The organism is Pirellulales bacterium (assembly GCA_035546535.1).
GTDB lineage: Bacteria > Planctomycetota > Planctomycetia > Pirellulales > JACPPG01 > JACPPG01.
Window position 1 is genome coordinate 26,434 of sequence record DASZWQ010000091.1, and the last position, 21,006, is coordinate 47,439.

20 protein-coding genes and 1 tRNA gene are annotated in these 21,006 nt (G+C 61.6%); 8 read left to right on the top strand and 13 right to left on the bottom strand.

What is annotated here, in order from left to right; all coding sequences use genetic code 11:
- Positions 1-7 precede the first annotated feature (7 nt).
- Complete coding sequence (locus VHD36_11865; GenBank protein HVU88008.1) at positions 8-1,219, bottom strand: lactate racemase domain-containing protein; 1,212 nt, start codon at positions 1,217-1,219, stop codon at positions 8-10.
- A gap of 292 nt (positions 1,220-1,511) precedes the next feature.
- Here VHD36_11865 and VHD36_11870 point away from each other — a divergent pair, with 292 nt between their 5' ends.
- Complete coding sequence (locus tag VHD36_11870) at positions 1,512-3,902, top strand: redoxin domain-containing protein (GenBank protein ID HVU88009.1); 2,391 nt, start codon at positions 1,512-1,514, stop codon at positions 3,900-3,902.
- Positions 3,903-3,931: 29 nt separating this feature from the next.
- Here VHD36_11870 and VHD36_11875 read toward each other — a convergent pair whose 3' ends face one another.
- Positions 3,932-4,240: a hypothetical protein gene (locus tag VHD36_11875; GenBank protein ID HVU88010.1), complete on the bottom strand. Its 309-nt coding sequence runs from the start codon at positions 4,238-4,240 to the stop codon at positions 3,932-3,934.
- Between the two features lie 218 nt (positions 4,241-4,458).
- Here VHD36_11875 and pgk point away from each other — a divergent pair, with 218 nt between their 5' ends.
- Positions 4,459-5,865, top strand: a complete 1,407-nt coding sequence (pgk, locus tag VHD36_11880; protein ID HVU88011.1) for a phosphoglycerate kinase — start codon at positions 4,459-4,461, stop codon at positions 5,863-5,865.
- 92 nt (positions 5,866-5,957) lie between these two features.
- Here the strand turns inward: pgk and VHD36_11885 are convergent, their stop codons facing one another.
- Positions 5,958-6,317: an Hpt domain-containing protein gene (locus tag VHD36_11885; GenBank protein HVU88012.1), complete on the bottom strand. Its 360-nt coding sequence runs from the start codon at positions 6,315-6,317 to the stop codon at positions 5,958-5,960.
- A gap of 101 nt (positions 6,318-6,418) precedes the next feature.
- Between VHD36_11885 and VHD36_11890 the strand changes: the two genes are divergently transcribed.
- Positions 6,419-6,550, top strand: a complete 132-nt coding sequence (locus VHD36_11890; protein HVU88013.1) for a hypothetical protein — start codon at positions 6,419-6,421, stop codon at positions 6,548-6,550.
- Positions 6,551-6,896: 346 nt separating this feature from the next.
- On the opposite strand, the gene VHD36_11895 is transcribed toward VHD36_11890, so the two are convergent.
- Positions 6,897-7,082, bottom strand: coding sequence for a hypothetical protein (locus tag VHD36_11895; GenBank protein HVU88014.1), 186 nt, complete (start codon positions 7,080-7,082; stop codon positions 6,897-6,899).
- A gap of 376 nt (positions 7,083-7,458) precedes the next feature.
- Here VHD36_11895 and VHD36_11900 point away from each other — a divergent pair, with 376 nt between their 5' ends.
- Entirely contained in the window at positions 7,459-9,219 is a 1,761-nt protein-coding gene (locus tag VHD36_11900; protein HVU88015.1) for a DUF1598 domain-containing protein, read from the top strand.
- Between the two features lie 80 nt (positions 9,220-9,299).
- Here VHD36_11900 and VHD36_11905 read toward each other — a convergent pair whose 3' ends face one another.
- From VHD36_11905 to VHD36_11915, 3 genes are all read right to left on the bottom strand, one after another.
- Positions 9,300-10,361 (bottom strand): hypothetical protein, encoded by a 1,062-nt coding sequence (locus VHD36_11905; GenBank protein HVU88016.1) that lies wholly within the window; start codon positions 10,359-10,361, stop codon positions 9,300-9,302.
- 52 nt (positions 10,362-10,413) lie between these two features.
- A complete protein-coding gene (locus tag VHD36_11910) occupies positions 10,414-11,091 on the bottom strand; it encodes a DedA family protein (GenBank protein HVU88017.1) in 678 nt (225 codons plus the stop codon).
- Positions 11,092-11,235: 144 nt separating this feature from the next.
- On the bottom strand, positions 11,236-12,339 hold the full coding sequence (locus tag VHD36_11915; protein HVU88018.1) for an FAD:protein FMN transferase: 1,104 nt from the start codon (positions 12,337-12,339) through the stop codon (positions 11,236-11,238).
- 214 nt (positions 12,340-12,553) lie between these two features.
- Between VHD36_11915 and VHD36_11920 the strand changes: the two genes are divergently transcribed.
- Positions 12,554-13,531: a cytochrome c gene (locus tag VHD36_11920; GenBank protein ID HVU88019.1), complete on the top strand. Its 978-nt coding sequence runs from the start codon at positions 12,554-12,556 to the stop codon at positions 13,529-13,531.
- 16 nt (positions 13,532-13,547) lie between these two features.
- Here VHD36_11920 and VHD36_11925 read toward each other — a convergent pair whose 3' ends face one another.
- The 6 genes from VHD36_11925 to VHD36_11950 all read right to left on the bottom strand — a co-directional run bounded on the left by VHD36_11925 (position 13,548) and on the right by VHD36_11950 (position 16,571).
- A complete protein-coding gene (locus VHD36_11925; GenBank protein ID HVU88020.1) occupies positions 13,548-13,874 on the bottom strand; it encodes a hypothetical protein in 327 nt (108 codons plus the stop codon).
- Positions 13,871-14,155, bottom strand: coding sequence for a hypothetical protein (locus VHD36_11930; protein HVU88021.1), 285 nt, complete (start codon positions 14,153-14,155; stop codon positions 13,871-13,873). Before VHD36_11930 ends, VHD36_11925 begins: the two co-directional genes overlap by 4 nt.
- A gap of 207 nt (positions 14,156-14,362) precedes the next feature.
- Entirely contained in the window at positions 14,363-15,373 is a 1,011-nt protein-coding gene (fbp, locus tag VHD36_11935) for a class 1 fructose-bisphosphatase (protein HVU88022.1), read from the bottom strand.
- A gap of 130 nt (positions 15,374-15,503) precedes the next feature.
- Positions 15,504-15,752 (bottom strand): hypothetical protein, encoded by a 249-nt coding sequence (locus VHD36_11940; GenBank protein HVU88023.1) that lies wholly within the window; start codon positions 15,750-15,752, stop codon positions 15,504-15,506.
- Positions 15,753-15,777: 25 nt separating this feature from the next.
- Positions 15,778-16,140 carry a hypothetical protein gene (locus VHD36_11945; protein HVU88024.1) on the bottom strand — a complete coding sequence of 121 codons (363 nt, stop codon included), beginning with the start codon at positions 16,138-16,140 and terminating at the stop codon, positions 15,778-15,780.
- Between the two features lie 179 nt (positions 16,141-16,319).
- The gene (locus tag VHD36_11950) at positions 16,320-16,571 is read right to left on the bottom strand and encodes a hypothetical protein (GenBank protein HVU88025.1); all 252 of its coding nucleotides are present in this window, start codon (positions 16,569-16,571) and stop codon (positions 16,320-16,322) included.
- A gap of 387 nt (positions 16,572-16,958) precedes the next feature.
- Between VHD36_11950 and VHD36_11955 the strand changes: the two genes are divergently transcribed.
- From VHD36_11955 to VHD36_11965, 3 genes are all read left to right on the top strand, one after another.
- A tRNA-Pro gene (locus VHD36_11955) sits at positions 16,959-17,033 on the top strand.
- 170 nt (positions 17,034-17,203) lie between these two features.
- The gene (locus VHD36_11960; protein ID HVU88026.1) at positions 17,204-19,708 is read left to right on the top strand and encodes an RHS repeat-associated core domain-containing protein; all 2,505 of its coding nucleotides are present in this window, start codon (positions 17,204-17,206) and stop codon (positions 19,706-19,708) included.
- 136 nt (positions 19,709-19,844) lie between these two features.
- Complete coding sequence (locus VHD36_11965) at positions 19,845-20,798, top strand: hypothetical protein (GenBank protein ID HVU88027.1); 954 nt, start codon at positions 19,845-19,847, stop codon at positions 20,796-20,798.
- Positions 20,799-21,006 lie beyond the last annotated feature (208 nt).

The following is a 21,006-nucleotide window of genomic DNA, read 5'->3' on the forward strand; positions in this document are numbered from 1 at the left end:
GCCGGCGTTACTCGCTTCCCACCGTGGCTACCGCGTATTGCGCGTGCGAAATCAAAATGCACGAGGCGTGCCGGTCTGCCAGCCTCGTCAGCTCGGCGGGGCTGGCCACAGGCGTAACACCCAGCTCTTCGACCGTTGACTCATCGAGCTGGCTCATCAAGTAGACTCGCGATTCGGAGAGTGCCTGCACAAGCGCAACGGCCGGAAGCGAATCGCTCGCCCGTCGCTTGCCGAAAACCCGCAGCGCCAGGCGAAGATCCTTCAATTCGGCCACCTGTTGCACGTTGGGTCCTGGGGACTCGTCGAGCGACGTACACAGCGCGATCGCGCCACCCGCGGCGACGACGCGCTGGGCCGTGGCCAAGGCCCGGGCCACGTTGTCCCAGGTCTGCTCCGACGGCGGACCGTCGATCGCGGCGATCACTAACTGCGCGGTGCGCGGCACCGCGCACGACCAGGCCCGCTGGCAAGCCGACTGTCCTTGTCGAAAGACATCGCCTGGCATGCCGGCCAAGACCTGTAGTACTTCGCCACCGGGCCCCGGCACCACCTGCACGGTAAATTGCACGCCCAAGAGCCAGCCGACTTCCTGAATCTTCTCGCGGCAACGGGCTTCGTCCCGAGCCGCGTGCGCGATGCCGCGGGCGAAAAGCTTGTCCTGCGTTTGCCGGCCCGAAAACGTCGGAAACAGTCCGCCGAACATGCCGTGATAGTCGATCGCCGGCTCGCAGCGCAGGCAGCCGATCGGCACGACCACGTCGGCATCGCACAGCAACCGATTGAGGTAAATCGGCTCGTCGTCGGCCCCCACGGCGAGATAACTCAAGCCGTCGCGCGCGTCGGGATCGTGCGTCGAGACCGTGGCCTGATCGCGATAAGCAGCCGGCAGAATGTTGCGGGCGCTCAGGTCCGCGCCGGTCGTCAGCAGGTGGATATCCGCCGGTTGCACTCCGCGCTCGACCAGGCAATCGAACAAGGCGCTCACGATCTCGCGGCCACGTGGCACGTCGTGATCAAGCGCCAGAACCACACGATCGCCCGGCACTACGGCTTGTGCTAGCGGCGGAAAACCAATCGGGTCGGCCAACGCCTGCGCCGTGGCCGTGCGGACGTCCGCGAGCACCGGCTGCTTGGTTGTGCCGCAGGAAGCAATCAACCGATCGGCGGGCAGGGCCAATTCGACGGATGCGTCCGTCCCATAGCGGATGCTGGCAGTCATATGGGAGGTTTGTGGTGTCTGGGGTGGTACGTGACTGGGTCAGAAGGATGGTCAATCGTATCGCGTCGACCTTGCGCAGGACACCCCCGGACCGGCGACGGCGAGCGCGCAGACTTGCCTTTACCGAATTGCGAAAGTTTCCCATAATCCGCGTCCCAAAAACGCCCCGGTGCCCCGGCTCGAAGCAGAGCGACCGACGGCCAGCGCCGAACCATAAGCGCGACGAAGTTCCATCGGCGTGGACACTGCCGATTCACGATCTCACTGACGTCTTTCACGCAAGGAAGCGATCATGGCACATGGCCCTTTCCGTCTGACACGTTCGCTTACGTTGATATTGGCTCTCCCCTTGGTGAGTGCCGCGCTTGCCACGCAAGGCGGTTGCAATCGCGCGACGAGCAAACCGATTGCCCCGCCTCCCACGGCGCGGCAACTGCTCGATCGCATGGTCGAGGCTTATCGCAAGGCGCACAGCTACGCGGACAGCGGGCAGTTGCGCCTCGCGTACCGCAAGCAAGGGGCTGACCTCACCACGCAAACCGCCGACGAATCGGTCACGTTCGTGCGTCCCAACAAGCTGCGCATGCACTGTTACCAGGCGATCGTCGTTTGTGACGGGAAGCAATTGCGCGCGACCGTCGCCGATCTGCCCGGGCAGGTGCTCGACGTGCCGGCGCCGGCGGAGCTGAAACGAGAAGACCTGTTCACCGACGAGATCCTGTCCGGGGTGCTCACTCAGGGACTGGCCGGCGAATCGATACAGTTGGCGCTGTTGATGCTCGACGACCCGCTCAAGCCGATTCTGGAAGGCGCCGAGGAGCCGACGTTGCTCCCCGCGCGCGAGCTCGATGGCGAAGAATGCCAGCGCGTGGAAGTCAAGCGCGGCGATGGCAGCGTGGTCTTCTGGATCGATCAGAAAGACATCTTGCGCCGCCTCGACTATCCGACCGACGAGTTGAAGAAGCAAATCTCGCAACATGAACAGGCGCACGTGAGCGAAGTATCGCTGTCTTGTGAATTCAAGGGCGCCCGCTTCAACGATCGCATCGCCGACGTAGCGTTCGAACTGGCAGTGCCCGAGGATGCGAAGCTGGTCAAACGCTTCCAGGTGCAGCCCGAGCCCATGCAGAAGCTTTTAGGTCAAAAGATCGCGGCTTTCGAATTCTTGGATCTCGAAGGAAAGCCGGTCACGCGCGACTCGCTCTCCGGCAAGGTGGTGGTCATCGATTTCTGGGCCACCTGGTGCGGCTGGTGCTTCAAGGGCTTGCCGAACCTGCAGCAGGTCTATGACCGCTACAAGGACAACGACCGTGTTGCCTTCCTCACGGTCAGCACCGACGAAGTGAGTGTCAGCAACAATGATCTGACGGCGGCGTTCGACAAGGCAAATCTCCACATGCCGATCGCCCGCGACGTCGATCAACACGCCCGGACGATGTTTGACGTGCAGGGGCTGCCGACGATGTTCATCCTGGCTGCCGACGGCACGGTGGAATCGATCGACGTCGGCTTCCAGCCGAAGCTGGCCGTGGAGTTGCCGCGGAAGATCGATCGGCTGCTCGCCGGCGACAGTCTGTATCAACAGGCGCTGCGCGAGCACCAGGCTCGGCAGCAGGCGTTCGAGACCTCGCTCGAATCGGGGAACGCCGGCGCGACCGATACGGTCGAGATTCCCAAGGCGCACATCGCGGAGCGTAGCGAGCCGCAACAGCTGAAACTGCAACTGCTGTGGCACTCGGACGAGGCGACCAAGCCCGGCAATCTGTTGCCGGTCGAACAGCCCGGCGGCGAGGCGCGGATCTATGTGAACGACGGTTGGCGCACGGTCGTTGCCCTGAACGACAAGGGACAACTGGCGGGACAATTCCAACTGGACATTCCCGAGGAAGCCGCCGTCAGCTTTTTACGCACGGCCACCGATGCGCAGGGCCAGCGCTATTTCGCCGGCTCGGCGAGCGCCCAGCAGCAGCTGTTCGTTTTCGATGGCGAGTTCCGAAAGATTCTCAGCTTTCCGGAAGGAGAGCACGCGGGGATTTCCGATCTCCGCCTGGCCGATATGGACGGCAATGGCCAGGTGGAACTAAGCGTTGGCTACTGGGGTACCGTCGGCGTGCAGAGTGTCACGCTCGAAGGCCAGCGCCGCTGGGCTGACCGGGCGCTGGAAAATGTCTTTTGCCTGGCCGTGACCGGGCCCAGTGACGGCGGACGTCGCGGCCTATGGGCTGCCGACGGTCGCGGCATGATCGTGCCGATCGACGACGACGGCAAGGACGGCTCGCCCATCTCGCTGAACGGTCGCTTCCTGCGCTGGGTGGCGCTCGCCGATCTCGACGGCGACGGCCAAACCGAATGCTGTGCCATCGCCTCGACGAAAATCGGCGTGGAAGCCGCCGTCGGCCTCTCGCCCACCGGTGATTTGCTGTGGAACTATGATCTACCGGTTGGCGCTCACGCCAACGCGGCGCTCGAGATGGTCGCAGCGGGCGCGCTTGGCAATAGCGGCAAGTGGGTGCTGGCCGGCTCTGATGGCTCGGTGCATATCCTGAGTGCCAGCGGTCAGTTGATCGACCAGTTCCACACCGGCGCCGCGATCTCGGGCCTGACCGTGGCCACGATCGACGGAAAGGGCGCGCTCGTGGTTGCAACCGATCAAGGCGTCGACGCCTGGCGCATCACCGAGTAGTCCGCCCAAGTTCGCGAAAGACTTCGGCCTTACAAGCCGCCCAGCGGGGCGGCTTTTTCTTGCGCGCTTGCGGTCTTGCCGTGCAGGTTTGACTCTGGTTCGCTCCCGCCTGCTTCGGGATCGGCCAGCACCGCCCGCCGGACGCTGTAGGCGTGCAAGCCCAGCAAGAGCGCTGCGGCCGGAAAGATCGGCAGCCAGCTGTGCGCGAAGAGCCCCACTCCGACGAGCACGGTCGCGGTCCCCCATTGCGTCTCGACGAGGATCTGTTCGGGCGTTTTGTCGGCAAAAGAAAAATACCGGAAAAATCGGAAGTAGTGCCTCGGCTTTGGTTGGGCCACGTGAGCATCCTCCTCGAACGAAAGCGAGATCAATCGCCACCGTAGGTGTTTCGCTACGGACAGTCGTTTCTTGGGACATTTCTGAGGGCGCTTGGCGAAGTCACCTTACGGCCGCGTCACCGTTCGCCCCCTCCCGCGGCCCGCCGGGGCTGTGATATGTTGTGATCCCCCACGCAGCCGCGTTGTTATCGCGGCGACCAAACAACGAGGAAGCAGCGATGTCCGTGACCCCCGCGCAGTTGATTCCCTGGTGCCAGGCGCTCGTCGATCCCGATCAGTTTCAGCCCGCACAGCCGTTGGAAAGTTATTTGCAGGCGATCCCACGGCTCTCCTCACTGGCCGACGTGCCGAACGGGACCACGGTATTGATTCGCGGCGACGTCGACGCCAAGCCGGGACCGAAAATCGGCGAAGGGGATATCCGCCTCCGCTCGATGGTGCCGACCCTGCGCTACGGCCGCGAGCGCGGCTGGAAGCAAGTGATCTTTGGTCACATCGGCCGCAAACCCGAGGGGTCGCTCAAGGCGGTGGCCGCGCGGATCGGCGAATTGTTGGATGCGAAAGTCGAACTGATCACCGATTGGTGGGATGAAGCTTCGCAGGCGGTCGCACCGGCCGCCGCCGCGGCAATACGCGCCGCGCAGCCGGGGAGCATTTTGGTGCTCGATAACACGCGCCGCTACAAGATCGAGCGCGTGTTGTGGGACGCGACCGCCGACGATGTACCGAAGCTTGCCGAGTCGCTGGCGCGCTTTGCGAATCAGCTGGCCGAAAACGTCGCCCGCGTGTACGTGAACGAAGCGCTGTCGGCCGGCAGCCTCGATTCGTCGAGCACGATCGTCCCGGCCGCGATGGATCGGGTCGCGCTGGGAGAATATGTTGCCCACGAGTTCGACGGCCCGATGCGCCGCTGCCTGGCCACGGAGCTGGTGATCTTCAGCGGACTGAAGGCCGACAAGCTCGACGATCTCGAGGCGATGATCGCCCGTGGCACGATCCGCTGGGTCTTCACGGCCGGCTCGCTGGCCATGGCATTGAAAAAGGCCGAGGCGCTGGCCGAAGGACGCGACTTCTCGCTAGGCGTGGCCGAGGATCCCGCCCACGCCGACAAACCTTATTTCATTCCTGCCGAGCGGATCGAACAGGCGCGGCGCATGCTGCTGGCCGGAAAGGCCAAGGGAATCGAATTCGTCCTGCCGATCGACTTCGTGCTGGCCGACGGCCGCGTCTCGTCCACGATCGGGCCGGGCGAGCAGCAGTTCGACGTGGGGCCGGGCACGAGCGAGCTGTTTGAGCTGAAGGTCGGGCAGTTCATCGCCGGCGTGCGCAATCAGCCCGGACGCACGGCGCCCGCCGTCGCGTTCCATAACGGCGTCTTTGGAATGTTCGAGGATCCGCGCTTCGAGCAAGGGACGCGCCGTTTCATCGAGCAACTGAAGCGCATGAAGGAAGCCGGCGTCGAAGTCTATATCGGCGGCGGCGAGGGGGGCACGGCGCTGGAACGGTATGGCAAGCCCGACTGGGTCACCCACACCTTTACCGCCGGCGGCACGGTGCTCAATGCCCTGGGGGCCAAGCCGGTGCCGTATCTGCAGGCGCTAGCGCGGGCGGCCGCGAAGAAGTAAGGAACCCGTGCCGCGGGGATCGTACCGTTGGTTGCATCGGCATGCTTATTTGGCTGTGCGAAAGAGCATGCTCGGAGCCGAATGCGCTGGCACTAGAAGCTGCTGTCTACGACGGAATCCTCGCCGGTGCCACTGCGAGCGCGGCGCAATAGATCGATCACGGCGTTGACTCCGGCCGCGATCTCGTCTTCCGCGCCACCGCGGGTGATGATCGCTTCGAGTGCCGCGGCCTCGGTCGTGATTTCCGCGAAACCGTAACTGCCCGCGGCGCCGCTCATCTGGTGGGCCAGCCGGCGCAATCCTTCGAAATCCGAAGCCTGCAGGCGATCGAGCAACGATTTCGCACGATCGGGCAGATCATCGACGAACAAATGGACCAGCGGGGCCATGTCAGCATCGAAGGCCAACGAAGAGTAAAGCAGTCCCTCGGGCGGCGTCATGCGCGTGGACATGGTGCGGGCTCCAGCAGCTTGGTGTCGACATCCGGATCTCGCCGGCTGGCGACAGGCGTATCGCGACACAGGGTGCGGCCTGCCCGGAGGAGGCTCGCGCTTTGGAAACCTATCTCGAAATCGTCGCAGATCAGTTTTTCTGCGCGAAAATTCCGCTGCGCACGGTCGCCGATCCCGTTGTGCGGGGAGTGCTCGGCAGAGCGATTGAAACGATTCTCGCGAAGCAGTTGTAGGGAATGTGTCGCACGAAACGCGCACCTGGGGAGATGCGGTATCGTGGCAACGATCATATCCGGCAATTCGCTCTCAAGCCGCAAGCCACGTAGCACCGTCATGACCCGAAAGACGTTTGCCCAACTAACGCCTTCGATAAAGTGCCGTCGATACGACCGGGCAGTAGAGGAAAGTTGCCTCTAATTCCCCCACCTTGTGTGTTTGTGAAGGAACCCTCCCCATGAAGATTCGTTTTGCCCTTCCCATCTTGGCGTTGGCCGCGTGTTTCGCGCTGGCGCCGGCGTCGAACGCCAATGCGTTCGAAATGCTCGATCGTATGTTGGGTCGCGGTGGCGGCTGCGGCTACTACGGCTGCGGCAGTTGCTGTGCTCCCAGCTGTTGCGAGCCGACCTGCTGTGCTCCGGCCTGCGAACCCAGCTGCTGCGCTGCCCCCAGCTGCTGCGAGCCCTCGTGCTGCGCTGCTCCTAGCTGCTGCGAGCCGTCGTGCTGTGCTCCGCGCCGCTGCTGCGGTTTCCGCCATTTCTGCCACAAGCTGCGTCGCTGCTGCCGTCCGCGCTGCTGTGCGCCGGTCTGCTGTGCCCCGTCGTGCTGCGAGCCGAGCTGCTGCGATGCGGCCCCCAGCTGCGGCTGTGGCGGCTAAGACCAGTTTCGCCTGACGCGGGCTGATCAGCCCGACGTGATCCAAACGACCGCAGGTCGCAAGACCTGCGGTCTTTTTTGCGCGCCGAGCGAGCCCGGAACGGGCTTGGCCACGGCCAGGCCCTTGAGCGGCCGGGCCCCGAGACCGAGTCCGCAGAAACATTACGAAATCGTAATGTTCCCGAATTTGCTTGACGAAAGTCACTGGCCGGCTGACTCTAACACTTATAGTCCGCAACACTTTGAATCAGAGGTTGGAGACACGGTCATGCTTTCTCGGCCCCTGCCGGCAGCGCTTCGGTTGCGCCCATTTCACCAGGCACGCGGCTTCTTGATTCGTAGCCTGGCCTTACTGCTCGCAGCCTCATTGCTGGTCGCGCCCGCCACATTAGCGGCCGCCGACGCGCAAGGCGGCTTGCTGGGCGAGCAATTGGCTGCCGGCGAGTTTGGGCCGGCCATCGAGCTCGCGCGCGATCAATCGCCCGTCGATCGCGATAACTCCTTCGCCGAGATCGCCAAGGCACAAGCACTCGCCGGCGCCCGCGCGGCTGCTTACGACACCGCCGCGGAAGTCACCGACGGCCGGGTTCGTAGCCGACTGCTTTCCGAATTGTCGTCGATGCCTGTCGACGTCGAAGGACGTGGCGGCAGCCCCTTCGCTCAATACGGGCCGCTGATGAACATGATCACGTCCACGATTCAGCCCGACACGTGGGACGACAACGGCGGCCCCGGCTCGATCCAGCCCTTTCAAAACGGGGTGTATGTCGACGCCGAGGGCGTGATGCGGCGGATGAAGAAGATCGAGAATTCCGACTTCCTGGCCGAAGAACGCCTGGCCGCGATGCACGAACTGGTGAGCGACAACGTGCGCCAGCCCTCACCGCTGCGCAAGATCTCGCTGCCGCGTCTGGAGCGAGAGATTCAGATTCGGCTGGCCGCAGGGCAGCCGCTCGACGAAGAAATGCTGGTGCTGGGCGGATTGAAGCGCATCCAATACGTGCTCGCCTACCCCGAGTCGGGCGACCTGGTCGTGGCCGGCCCGGCCAGCGATTGGAAGCTGGACGCCGAGTCGCGCCCGGTAAGCGTCGAAGACGGCCAACCCATGGTGCGTCTCGACCATCTGCTCGTGCTTCTGCGACGCAAAGGCGGTGATTTCGCCTGTTCCATCGTGCCGACCGACGAAGGCCTGGCCAAAGCGCAGAATTTCGTCAACGCATCGAGCGGCAAAGCGTTGCAGCCCGGCCAGCGCGGCAAATGGCTCGACGAGCTGCGCAAGCAGCTGGGCCGGCAAGATGTGGTTTTCGAAGGCATCGACCCACATAGCAACGTGGCCCAGGCCCTGTTGGCGGCCGATTATCACATGAAGCTGATCGGCATCGGCCTCGAGCCCGGCACGCTGAAAGTCCCCAGTTACCTGAGCATGGTCCGCGTCGAGCCCGGCCAGGCGGCGCCGCCGATGGACGTGTTGCGCTGGTGGTTCACGCTGAAGTACGACGCGCTGGTGGCCAGCGCCGCCCGCGACGCCTTCGAAATTCGCGGCCAGGGCGTGCAAGTGCTCAGCGAAAATGAATTGCTGACGCAGACGGGCCAGCAGGTGCACACGGGCCGCTCGGACGCGCTCAATCAGCAGTTCGCGCAGAACTTCACCAAGGATTTTGCGTCGCTGGCGGCCAAGTACCCGCTGTACGCCGATCTGCGAAATATTTTCGACCTGGCGCTAGTCACCGAGCTGCTGCGAACCGAGGGGTTGCCCGAGCAGGTCGGCTGGCATCCCACGAGCTTCACGAACAATAGCGAGCTGCCGACGGCGGTGGAGAACGTTCCGCAAGCCGTGGACACCGTGATCAATCACCGCATCGTGCAGAAGGTGAACATCATCGCGGCCGTCAGCGGTGGCGTACACGTCGACCCGCGGTCGGTCGTCAAGCGCGACAAGATCCAGTCCGACAATCGCGGCCGCCTCAACAGCGAACGCGAACGCTCGGTGCCCACGGGCGTGCCGCATCGCAGTTGGTGGTGGGACTAACGCGGCGCAGGACGGAAGCGATTTCACAATGAAAAAGGGGGCGCATTCGCGTCCCCTTTTTTGCTGCCTAGCGGGCCCCGCTACTCGCTTTCCGCGTCACTCTCCGCGGGCGGCGGCGGATCGACGATCGCGCCGAATCGTTCGTGCAGTCGTTCTCTCTGTGCCCGGCGTAGCTCTGGTTCGGCGGCGGGATCAAACTCCAATTTCGCATCGAGCAACTTCGCAAGCTGCCCGGCCGCTACGCTGCGAACGTGTTCGTCTTCGCGCGCCAGCAGTGCGTACCAGATGCGCGGATCCCCGGTCAGCCACGGGAGAACCCGGTCGGGCCTGTCCTCGTCGGCGTCCTTGGCCAGACTACGGATGACGCGGCGGACGCGAAAGGCTTGTTCCGGGTCGAGTTCGCTTCGACCCTGTCGGCGCAAGAAGGGCAACACGACCGGGCCATAGCCCCGCAGTTGCTGCTCGGCGCGCTCGCGTTCGACGAATCGGTCGCTGGTCAACTGTTGCAAGCTCTTTTCCCAGCTCGAATGATCGATCGCCGGTCGGGCCGGCTGGTCGGCGCAGAGCGCGTTTTCGATCTCCACCGCCTGCTGGGCCAGTTGCCAGTTCGGGTGCATGATCTCCAACAAAGGCAACAAATGCTCGCGGCATAGCGCCGGCTCGATGATCAACAGGTGCCACAGCGAAGGGGCAGAAACAGTCTGCGACTGTTCGCCGGTAGCAACCCTGAGCCGTAATGCTCCCTCGGCGGGCTGGAGGAACACGACCGTTGCATGATCGCCTGTCGAGCGGGGCACGAGCTGGATCGTAACTTCGCTGCCATTCTCGATCTGGTAACTCAAGCGTTCATCCGGCGCGAAACGTCCGTAGTTCACGCTGGGCCGGCCACCGCCAAGATCGATGGTCAGTTGCTCGCGCCGCGAATTCCCCATGTAATTCGACGTCAGGCTTTGTTCCGACGCCGGCCCGCCGGCGGTAATCCTGCCCGACATGATGCGCAGCTGCACCATGCGCAGTTGGCCGGCCAGGCTGGGGTGCATTTCGCGCTCGGCGGCGAGCGAAGACGGCGCGGAAAAGAACAAGGCGAGGAGCACCACCACGGCGTCGAGCCAACGCAGGCATCGCTTGCCGGAGGGCGTCATTGGTAGGCCTACTCCTCTTGCCACGGGCCTTACAGGCGCCGGGCCTACGGCTCTAGCCGGCATTCTTTCGCTCGGACACCGCCTCGGCGGCTCCCAAGCGCAACGACCGCAATTGCCGCCGGACGCGAATCCGAGCCAGGCGACGGCGATGCCGCACGTAGAAAAACAACACGACCGCGACCGCGGCCGCGGCGACGAGCACGGTGATCGCGACCTCGGCGTTGCGGATCCGTTGGAACCAGCCCGTGATTCGTTCGGCGAACAGGTAGCTCAGCCCGAAAAACGTGCAGATCACGAGCGCCGCGCAGAACAAATCGACCAGGACGAATCGGCGGAACGGCACGCGCAGGATGCCGGCCGTCAAATAAACAGGCGAGCGCAGGCCCACCAGGAAACGCGCCGCGAGGAAGACTTTCCATCCATGCTGGCTGATCATCTCCTCGATATGAGCCTCGCGCTCCGGCTTTAAGAATCGCGCACACCACGGATGGTCGCGCAACACGTTGTGGCCGAAGTGGTAGCCGATCGAGTACATGACGCAATCGCCCAGCAGGGCGCCGACAAAGCACGAGGCGAGCGCCAGCCAAGGGTTCATCTGGCCGTAGAAAGAGGCGACGCCCGCCGCGATGATCGGCACTTCTTCGGGCACTGGCAGACCCGCCCCCGTGAGGATCAGGACCACGATGATGCCCAGATAAGAGGCGTGCTCGAGCTGGAGGATATCAAACATGCACAATCTGGCCGTGGTGCGTGCGAGGCGGCCTGTACGCGTCCGGACGTCGAATTGTAGCGGGCGGCCCGCCCCCCAGTATATGCAAATTGGACAAACTACAAAGGCGGGGTGTTGGCCGCCGCTTGTTGGCGAATACTTCCATTACGTGATCTGTCGAAACTGGTCCTCGCCCAGCCCCGCGACGGCCACTTCCACCGAGCTTGCACCCCGACCGGGATGCAGCAACACCATGCCGATCTCAGGATGCTGGCTGCAGTATTCTTCCGCCGCCGTGACGCCCATCGCGTAGAAGGCCGTTGACAGGGCGTCGGCTTCGGCCGCCGAAGGAGCCACGACGGTCGAAGAGAAGACCCCTTCGGCCGGCCACCCGGTGCGCGGATCGAGAATGTGCCCGTACCGCTTTCCCTGGCTGCGAAAGAATTGGTGGCTGGCGCCCGAGGTCGCCAGGGCCCGATCGCGCAGGCGGATTTCTGCAAGGCGACGTTCGGGCCGCACCGGATCGGCCAACCCGACGATCCAGCCATCACGACGGCCGGCGTGCGACCCGCGTGCAAGCACGCTGCTTTGCCCACCGTGCAGTAAGAAGTCGTATACGCCCTCGCCGATCAGCACTTCGGCCGCCCGATCCAGGGCGTACCCCTTGCCGATCGCGCCGAGATTCAGCTCCACGCCGGGTCGTTCGAGGCGAATCGTGCGTTGGTCTGCGTCGAGCGTTACATGGTGGCTGCCGACGTTGGCTAGCGCGGCGCGCAAATCGTCTTCACGGGGAATGCCGCCCGCGCGCTTGTAGAAGCCCCATACCTTCACCAGTGGCCCCGCGGTCATGTCGAACGCGCCGCCGGTCGCCTGCGAAATTCTCGCGGCGAGTGACAGCAGATCAAAGAGCCCCGGCTCGAGCTCGACGTCGGCAAGGGCCGCCGCGCGGTTGATCCGCATCACGTCGCTGGTGTCGCGATAGACCGTGAGCTGCCCTTCGAGTTCTTCGATCCGGTCGAGCGCGGTAAGCGCGGCTTCTGAGCCTTGTTCGTATTGCCCGGCGTTGAGAAACACGGCAAACGTGCAGGCCATCGCGGGCCGCGATAACTGCACCAGGTAATGCTCGCCTTGCTCGGCATGGTTTGCATCGTCGTCCGGGCGGCTGGTTGCGCCGGTGGGAACGAATCGATCGATGGCCGCGCCGATCGCGTCGGCCGCGGCACGGCCTTGCAGGAATTCACGTCGATTAGAACTCGGCGGCTGACCCATACTTCAAATTATACTCGCGCGCGGGGCCGACAGTACGACACCGAATCTCTTCTATAGCCGGCCTTTGTGAGGCCGGGGCATTCATACACGGTTTCCGGAGTCACCGACTCCCGCTACAGGTTTTGCAGCCACGCTCCGGGCTATCGCTTGTTGCACACCATGCGTCAGCCGATAATCAAGGGATCAATTCGCCAACGCCCCTTATCGATGGAACATGAGAACGCTGCCCAAAATGCTTTGCCTGGCGATCGTCGCATGGGTTGCGATGATTGAGTATGCGCCGGCCCAAACAACGTCGCGCGCGAAAACTACGCGCCGCGCGGCGAAGCTAGCGCCCGCCCCCACCTGGGATAGGGCTGTCCTGGAAACGTTCTACACCGACGCCCGGCAGAAGCTCGGACCGGGCCCGGCGCCGGGTGCGGCGGCGCCAAAGCCCGACTCTCCCACGACGAGCTCGCCGGATTCGGTCGCAACCAGCGAACGATCGGCGGCCGCCGAGAAGTGGTCGAGCGTGATCTCTTCCTCGACCCTCGAGGATGAGGTCAAGGCCCAGACGCAACCGCTGGCGACCGCGGTGCAAACGCCCACCGGTTTCAAAGGGGGCGCGTACAAGGTCGCGCGCGAGGAGCTCACGCTGCTGGCGGTGCTCTTCGGCGTCATCGGTCAATACGACGGGCAGGTGCGCTGGCAGAAGGATGCGCCGAACTTGCGAGATCTGTTCGGCCGGGCGGGCTTCAACTGCAAAGTCGGCACCGACAATTCCTACAACGAGGCCAAGCTACGCAGTCAGGACCTGGCCGATTTGATTCGCGGCAATTCGCCCGAGGCGCGCAACGCCAACAGCGATTTCACCTGGCCCGACGTGGCCAATCGCCCGCCGCTGATGAAGCGCATGGAGCGCTCGCTGCGCGAGCGGCTGGGCCCTTGGACGGCCGGCAAAGGGGATTTCACGAAAAATCGCGACGCCATTATTCACGAAGCGGAGCTGCTGCTCGTGCTGGCGCGCGTCATCAAGGCCGAGGGGTACGAATACGCCGACGATTCGTCGTATCGCGCGTATGTCGACACGCTTGAGCAGCAATGCCAGGAAATTCTGGCCGCGGCCAAGCAGGGGGACCTGTCACGGGCACAGAGCGCCACGAGCCAGATGAACAAGACCTGCGACGCCTGCCACGGCGATTTCCGCAGCTGAAGGAATGCCGATTCCGTTAAAGCTGCGATGGAATTGGATTGTCGAACTCAAAGTTCGCAAAAGATTTTTCTGCTTCCTCCGGGGTCAGCAACAATACCTGCGTAATATCTTCCTGCACATCGTCAGGTAGTTTCTCGATCACCTTTTCGAGTATCTCCTGTCGGCCAACTCGGTCTAGATTGGCAAACACGGGATCGATGACCCTGATTCGAATCGATACGGGGTTCTGTCGGTAGGTGACGACCTCGGCATCGGGGTGCTCTAGAACATACTGCTGCAAGGCCTTCAGCACGGCTTCTTCCGTGTCATCCGGCTTAGTTTTAGTCAGGCTCTTGATGCTCATGAAATCCTCCCGTCTAACCAATCCGTGATGGCGGCAACAGCCGACATAAACGCATGAACTTCGCGCGGCTTTGGTCGACTCACATCGTAACGCATTTCCGTCGTCCAGGAGTTAAGGGCGCGAAAGCTCCTTTGGATATTCGCGGGAATCGATGCTTTGCATTCGATATTATATACTTGCTTCAACCAGCCGTAGTCATGTGCCTTCCCTCCCCGGAGTTCACTGAGGATCGTTGCCCGTTTTTCAACGGGTAATGAGGCGAGCAGCAGCGATTTGAACATGCATTCGACCGCGTAACCGGCCAAATATAGGGCGCCCCGGTCGCGCCCCAGCGTCTGAAGAGCCCATGCGTCTTAAAGCCGGTGCTTTCCGGCACGATAGAACATCTTGGCTGTTTTATCTTTCGGCTGCCCCACAACTCGCTCCTTGCGTCACCCCGGTTTTTGTGAGGATACTCTCGCAACATCTCCACGAGGTAAAGCAAGTTCCTACCCGTTCCCGAGCATCTCGCCCAGGAGCATCACTTCCTGCCGGCTGCCCACGACCAGCGTCGTGCGCTGGTGCAGGCTCTTCGGTTCGATTGTCAGAATTCGCTCCGTGCCGTTGGTGGCCAGGCCGCCGGCTTGTTCGGCGAGAAAGGCGATCGGGTTCGCCTCGTACATCAGCCGTAGCTTCCCGCCCGGATGACGCTTCGTGGGCGGATAGAGAAAAATGCCCCCCTTGAGCAGCGTGCGATGGAAATCGGCGACCAGCGAACCGACATAGCGCGACGAATACGCGCGACCGTTGACGCCTTCACGCAGCTTGGAGAGAAACCTGATATAAGCCGGCGGAAAGCTGGCGAGGTTGGCGTCGTTCACCGAATAGTAGGGACCGCTCTCCGGCATCGTCATGTTGGGGTGCGTCAGAACGTAGGCGCCGTACGACGGATCAAGCGTGAACCCGTGTACGCCGTGACCGGTGCTGTAGACCAGCATCGTCGAGGCGCCGTACACCACGTAGCCGGCGGCAATTTGCCGCGTGCCCGGCTGCAACACGTCAGCCTGTGGATCGCGCTGGCCGGCGGGATCCGGCTCGCGGCGAAAAATCGAAAAGATCGTGCCGACGCTGACGTTCACGTCGATATTGCTCGAACCGTCGAGCGGATCGAAGATCACCACGTACTTGCCGTACTGAGGGTCGGGCAGCACGACGACCGGGTCTTCGTTCTCCTCCGAGGCCAAAACGCCGACGTTGCCACGATTGCCCAGGCACGTGAGCAGCGCCTGATTGGCCAGCAAGTCGAGCTTTTGCACGACCTCGCCCTGCACGTTCGAGGTGCCGGCGCTACCGACGACGTCGACCAGTCCAGCCCGACGAATCTGCGCCGCCACGATCTTAGTGGCCAGCGTGATGCCCGAGAGCATCCAGGAAAACTCGCCGCTGGCGTGGGGGTAATGACGTCGTTGCTCGTCCTGGATGTGCTGCTGCGCGGTGAGGTAAACGTTCGGTTCGACCATTGCTGCGAGAATTCCCCACGAGTGCCCGGTTAATGGGCGCCATTATTCTTAGTGGCATGCTCTGACGCAACGGGCGGTCGTTAGCACATTCGAGTGGAGATTCGCCAGAGGTTGCGAAGCGCGATCCGCGCTACCGCTTGAGCGGAAGGACCCACGGGACGAACGGCACGCGTGCGTAGCGTTCCATGCCCGCGACGATCACTACCGGAAAGAGGGGCGCTGCGGCCACGATCAGGGCCAACAGCACGCAGAACAGCCACCTGCGGCGGTCGTCCGCGGACGGACGCCCTTGGAAAGTGCGGAACACCTCGTGCCACCCGAATGCCAGGAGTAGAACTCCGGCGAAGGCGACGATCGCAACAAGGAGTAAGTGCGACATCACCCGCGGCCCGGTCGAGGAAATCTTATTTCGACTGCTCTTTCGTGATTCGCGCGCCGATCTTTTTCACCCCTTGTTGCAGGCGTTCCAGCGGGCGGGGCGGCTCCGGCTCTTTGGGTTTGTCGCCGATTTTCTCGGCAACCAATTTCACTTCGTCGCGCACTTCCTTTTCCACTTCTTCCAGGCGCTGTTTGTCGAACTTCAAACGCGGCCGCCAACCATCCCAGTCGATCGTGGCGATGCCCGTCCCCAGCAAGGCCAGCACCAGCACGACGACGAGCCGCGCGCCCCAGCGGCTGCCGACCGCCTTGCGCACCGGCGGCGGCAGTCCGACGCCGGCCGTATCGACCACGGTCTGAGCCACTGTCTTGCGCTTCGACTTCGCCATAGGGATTGCTTTCAGAAAGGGCGTTTGTTCGCCGGCGCCAAGGCCCGGCGCGCGAGGCAGGTAATTAACCGAAATTGCCCGCCGCGCCCAGATCGTTCGCGGCGCGTGTGGGGCGCGTGCATCTAAAGACGACGGAAACTGGTCGGTTAGTCATGGGGGAAACCGACGAGCGGGGTACGCTAGCACGCTTCGCAGGCTGCCGACCGGCGCACCAGCTCGTACATCATCACGCCGGCCGCGGGGCTCTTCAGCAGGATGGGCGAACAAATGACCGCTTCGCAGTCGAAAGCGGCATCGGCCGCTTGAATGAATTGCCGCGGACCTTCGATCCAGCAGCACTTTTGAGAGTCGCGAACCTCGCGACGAACGAGAGAGCGAACACGTGCCAGGACGCGAGCTGTTGCCGCGTCGGTCGAGCGAAAGTCATTCATTCTCCTGCCGGTCGAAGCCGGGCGAAAAAGTGTCGTTCAGTTCATGGCTCGAAGAGCCCAAGCTAAGAATAAAGCAGCGCGCACCTGGCGGCAACGCTGGCGCGCGATGCGAAGGGTTGCGGGACGTGACTGACCAGTGATCCGGGCCGGCGGACTCGCTCTATTCTGTAGCCGGGGTCTGCGACCCCGGAGGTGACACCAGAAAGCCCCGGCCTCAAAGAGGCCGGCTATAGAAGCAAACGACACAGACTTGCAGCTTTGACAATTATCGCAGCGTGCAAAGACCGCGTTTGCCGGAACGGCCGTTGTCAGGTACGATTTTGCCAGTGGCCGCGAACGGCGTCGCGATTCGTGCGACCCGGCCGGGCCACGAAATATCAAAAAATTCGGGGCGTGGCGCAGTCTGGCTAGCGCACCTGCTTTGGGAGCAGGGGGTCGGAGGTTCAAATCCTCTCGCCCCGATTAAGAGCGATGTGAAGCTGCAGGAAACGAGGAGGGGAGCCGGGACAGGCCCAGAGGGGACGGGAGTGGGCAGGCCCAGTTATTTGCGATTTCGGGGAAAAGTGGCAAGGATGCGGGCACGCCGAAAACCGCGCGGATCCGAAAACTGGACCTGTCCCCGTTTTTTCCTGATGAACCGTGTTACCGCACGCATTGATCCGCTGGGGAATCGCAGCAGCTATACCTATGACTTAAACGGTCGATTGACGTCGTCCACCGATCCGCTCAACGAGACTAGTTCGCGGCGGTATGACAATAATGGCTGCCTGATCGCTCTCATCGATCCACTGGGCAATCGCACTTCGTATGCCTACGACGCGGCGGGGAATGTTCGCAGAAACATCGACGCCTTGGGCAGAATCGCCACAATCACCTACGACAGTGCGGAGCGGCTCGTCGTCGCCATCGAGCCGCTCGGTCAACGGACGACCTATGGTTATGACGCGGTTGGGAATCAAATATCGGTAACCAATCCACTTGGGAATACGGTCAGCAATCGCTTCGACAAAGAGAACCGTCTCAGTGCGCTCATCGATCCACTCGGAAATCGCACTTCCACGACTTATGACCTGGCGGGCAATCTTAGCGCAATCATCGATCCGCTCAATCATCGAGCGACGTTCACGGTTAACGCCCTGCAGCTTCCGGCGACCCAACAGGACGCGTTGGGAAATACGACGACTTTTGTCTACAACAAGGATGGAGACAGAATCGGCCTGATCGACGCAAATGGCCATCGGACGACATTCGTCTATGACGCCGATGAGCGGATCAAGTCGACCATCGATGCCAATCGCAACCGTACGACCAATGTTTTTGACGCCGCGTCGCGATGGGTGGGCCTGATCGACGCCCGAGGGAAGCGCACGACGATGGTCTATGATAAGGCTGGTCGTCTAACGATGAAGATCGATCCGCTGCTGCGGCGCACGTCCTACACTTATGATGCTGTTGGGCGCACGAAATCTCGCCTTGATCCTCGTCTTGTCCGTACGACCTATTCTTACGACGCCGCGAGTCGCCCCACAGGGCGCCGTTATTCGGCGGATCCCCCGGTAACGATGGCCTATGACGGCGTCGGCAATCGCACGCAATTACGCGATAGCACCGGCAATACGACGTACAGCTATGACAAGCTCGATCGCCTCTCAGTAGTGACCAACCCGGCCGGCAAACGCATCACCTATTCCTACGATGCGGCTTCGCGCCGCAGCGTTATGACCGAGCCGTTCGGAGGGCGATTCAGCTACAGCTACGACACGGCGAATCGATTGACTCGCTTGCTGAACCCGGAAGGAGATCGAACGACGTGGTCCTATGATGCGGCGAGTCGTGTCACACGGATGGTGCAAGCCAACGGGGTGAGCACCAGTACGTCATACGATGCGACGAATCGAATTACGCGTCTGGCAGCACTCGGCACAAGCATTACGACCATTGTCGTCAATAGCTACAGGTACGACGCTGTGGGAAACGCGGTGGCCGGAACCTCGACGAATGAGGTGAACAGTGCGTTGATGACAACGACTTGGACGTACGACCCGGTCTATCAACTGCTTCGCGAGAATCCGCAGGGCGCAAGTCCTACGACCCACGTCTACGACGCTGCCGGGAATCGGACGCAGCTGCGCACCGGTGCCCTGGTAACGACGTACAGCTACGACGTCGCCAATCAACTGCGGAACGCAAACAATACCGGGGTTGTTACGACCTATCTCTTTGATGGGGCCGGGAATCAAAAAGGAGCGAAAACCGCCACTGCCGCCGTGACCCACGTGTGGGACAACGAAAACCGGCTGAGCCGTTACGACCTCGGCAGTGGCAGTCTCGTCACCTGCACCTATAATGCAGACGGCCTGCGCGCAACGAAGGTGCAGGCGGGAACGACCACGAAATTCCTCTGGGATGTGCAGAGCCCGCTGGAAGAAACTGATGGCAGCAACGCGCTGCAGGTCGTCTACACGGGTGTGCCAACAACGTTTGGTAACCTTGTCAGCCTGCGACAGACGACGCCCGCTAACAGCTACTACTATCATCTTGACCGGCTGGGTTCGGCGCAGCTCGTAACCGCCGTCGGGGGGGCCGCGTTGGCAAACTATAGTTACGGGGCTTACGGGAACGTCACCTCGGGTAAGCAACTACTCACCCAGCAGTACCAATTTCTAGGCGGGGTGGGGTACTATACGGACTCGAGTTTGCTCTACGTGCGGCAACGATATTATAATCCGAATCTGGCGCGATGGCTGAGTCAGGATCCGATCGAAACCGATGAGTGGAACCTATACAGATATGTTGGTGGCAATCCAGTCAATGGGATCGACCCAAGTGGACTTGACGTACTCGGGTTTGGATGTCCGAGTTGGGACGATTACTGCCACTACTTTTGGCATCCGCTCGGCGGTTGCGATCGCCGGCCCCAACCTCAGCAGGCGACGCCAATCGTTCCAATTGGGCCGATGGGGCCAGATGCAAGGGCCTGGAAGACATGGATGAATATCCAGCGTATGTTTCCGAATAAAAATCTTGCGTGCGAAATGCTTGTACGAACGCGTGATGCTGCCTTGCGAGCGGGAAATGGCGTGCTTGCTCGAGCATATTCGGCCATTATCGCAACAGAGTGTCCTGGGTTCATTTGAAACACAGAACATTTAGAACAGCCCTATGTTTGGACGTTCCGAAATACGCAGGCGATCGAGATTACTCTCGACAATCGTCGAGGTGGGAGGAAGATACAGCTACGGTGACCCTTGCGAGCGCAGGATCATTCAGCATTTGTTGCAGCTACCAAATATCACTGCCCGACAGGCGCTGGTACAGCCTTCCGAAATAGCGCTCAATGGGGTGGCTTTGGATGATCGTTTTGTGGATTCGCTGACGAATTTTTCTTGGCTGCGTTCGCTTTTGATTGCTGGATCAGACGTATCCGACCGGTCGTTGGCGCATATAGGTTATATGAGCTGGCTGCAATTTCTCGTTATTAGTGGAAACCCAGTCGGTGCAGACGGCATCCGATCCCTTGCGCGGCTCAGCGGACTAAGAATGCTGGATGCCAGCCGAACGCACGCCACATCATCATCGTTTGAAGGAGCCACTTGGCTTCGGTCTGTCCAAGACATTTCAATTGACGAATCGCACGTTGACGGCGAGATTTGGCATGTTCTCAAACCCGCTACGCAACTAACATCAATTAGCGTGGGCGGCTCCCGAGTAACTTGTGAATCACTCGCGAACGTCAAGCATTTCACACAATTGCGTTCCTTGTGCCTGAATAATCTCGGGATTAGCGATGCCGACCTAATTCACCTGCTGGCCTTAAACTCGCTTACGGCGCTTTATCTTGGAGCTAATCAGATCACCGATGACGGAGTTGCGGAGATTTCGAGACACCCGAGGATTAAGGTGCTCAGTATCTTTGGCACGAATGTAACTGATGCTGGCCTGGCAACTATTGCCATGTTGAATGCACTTGAAGAGTTATTTCTCGATAACACAGACGTTACAACGTCCGGAATTCAACAACTGTCGTCGATGCCACGTTTGCGAACCCTCTCGATTACAGCGACGCAAATATCAAAGGGTGTCGTAAATGTTTTGCGGAAGTTCAGAACACTAGAACGCGTAGTCCTTGACACGAGTGCAGCGGAGCAAAACCGGCTGGTTCCTCGAGATACTGGCGGCTATTTTGAATGCATAGTTGCTCCAGTACATGTCCCTCCCGAAAAGTGAATCCGGCAACCTGGGCAAGACTGATTCGGGACGACCAGATTCAAGGACACGCCTGTCTCTACCGAAAAGTGCATCCGGGAATCTGGGCAAGGTTGAACGAGCAAAGCAAAGTCGCCGGAGCAAAGGCAGGGGTGCAAATCGCGACCGAATTGGGCATGAAATGGTCGTAACAGCGCGTTGGTAACGAATTGGGCGCAGTAAGCCACAG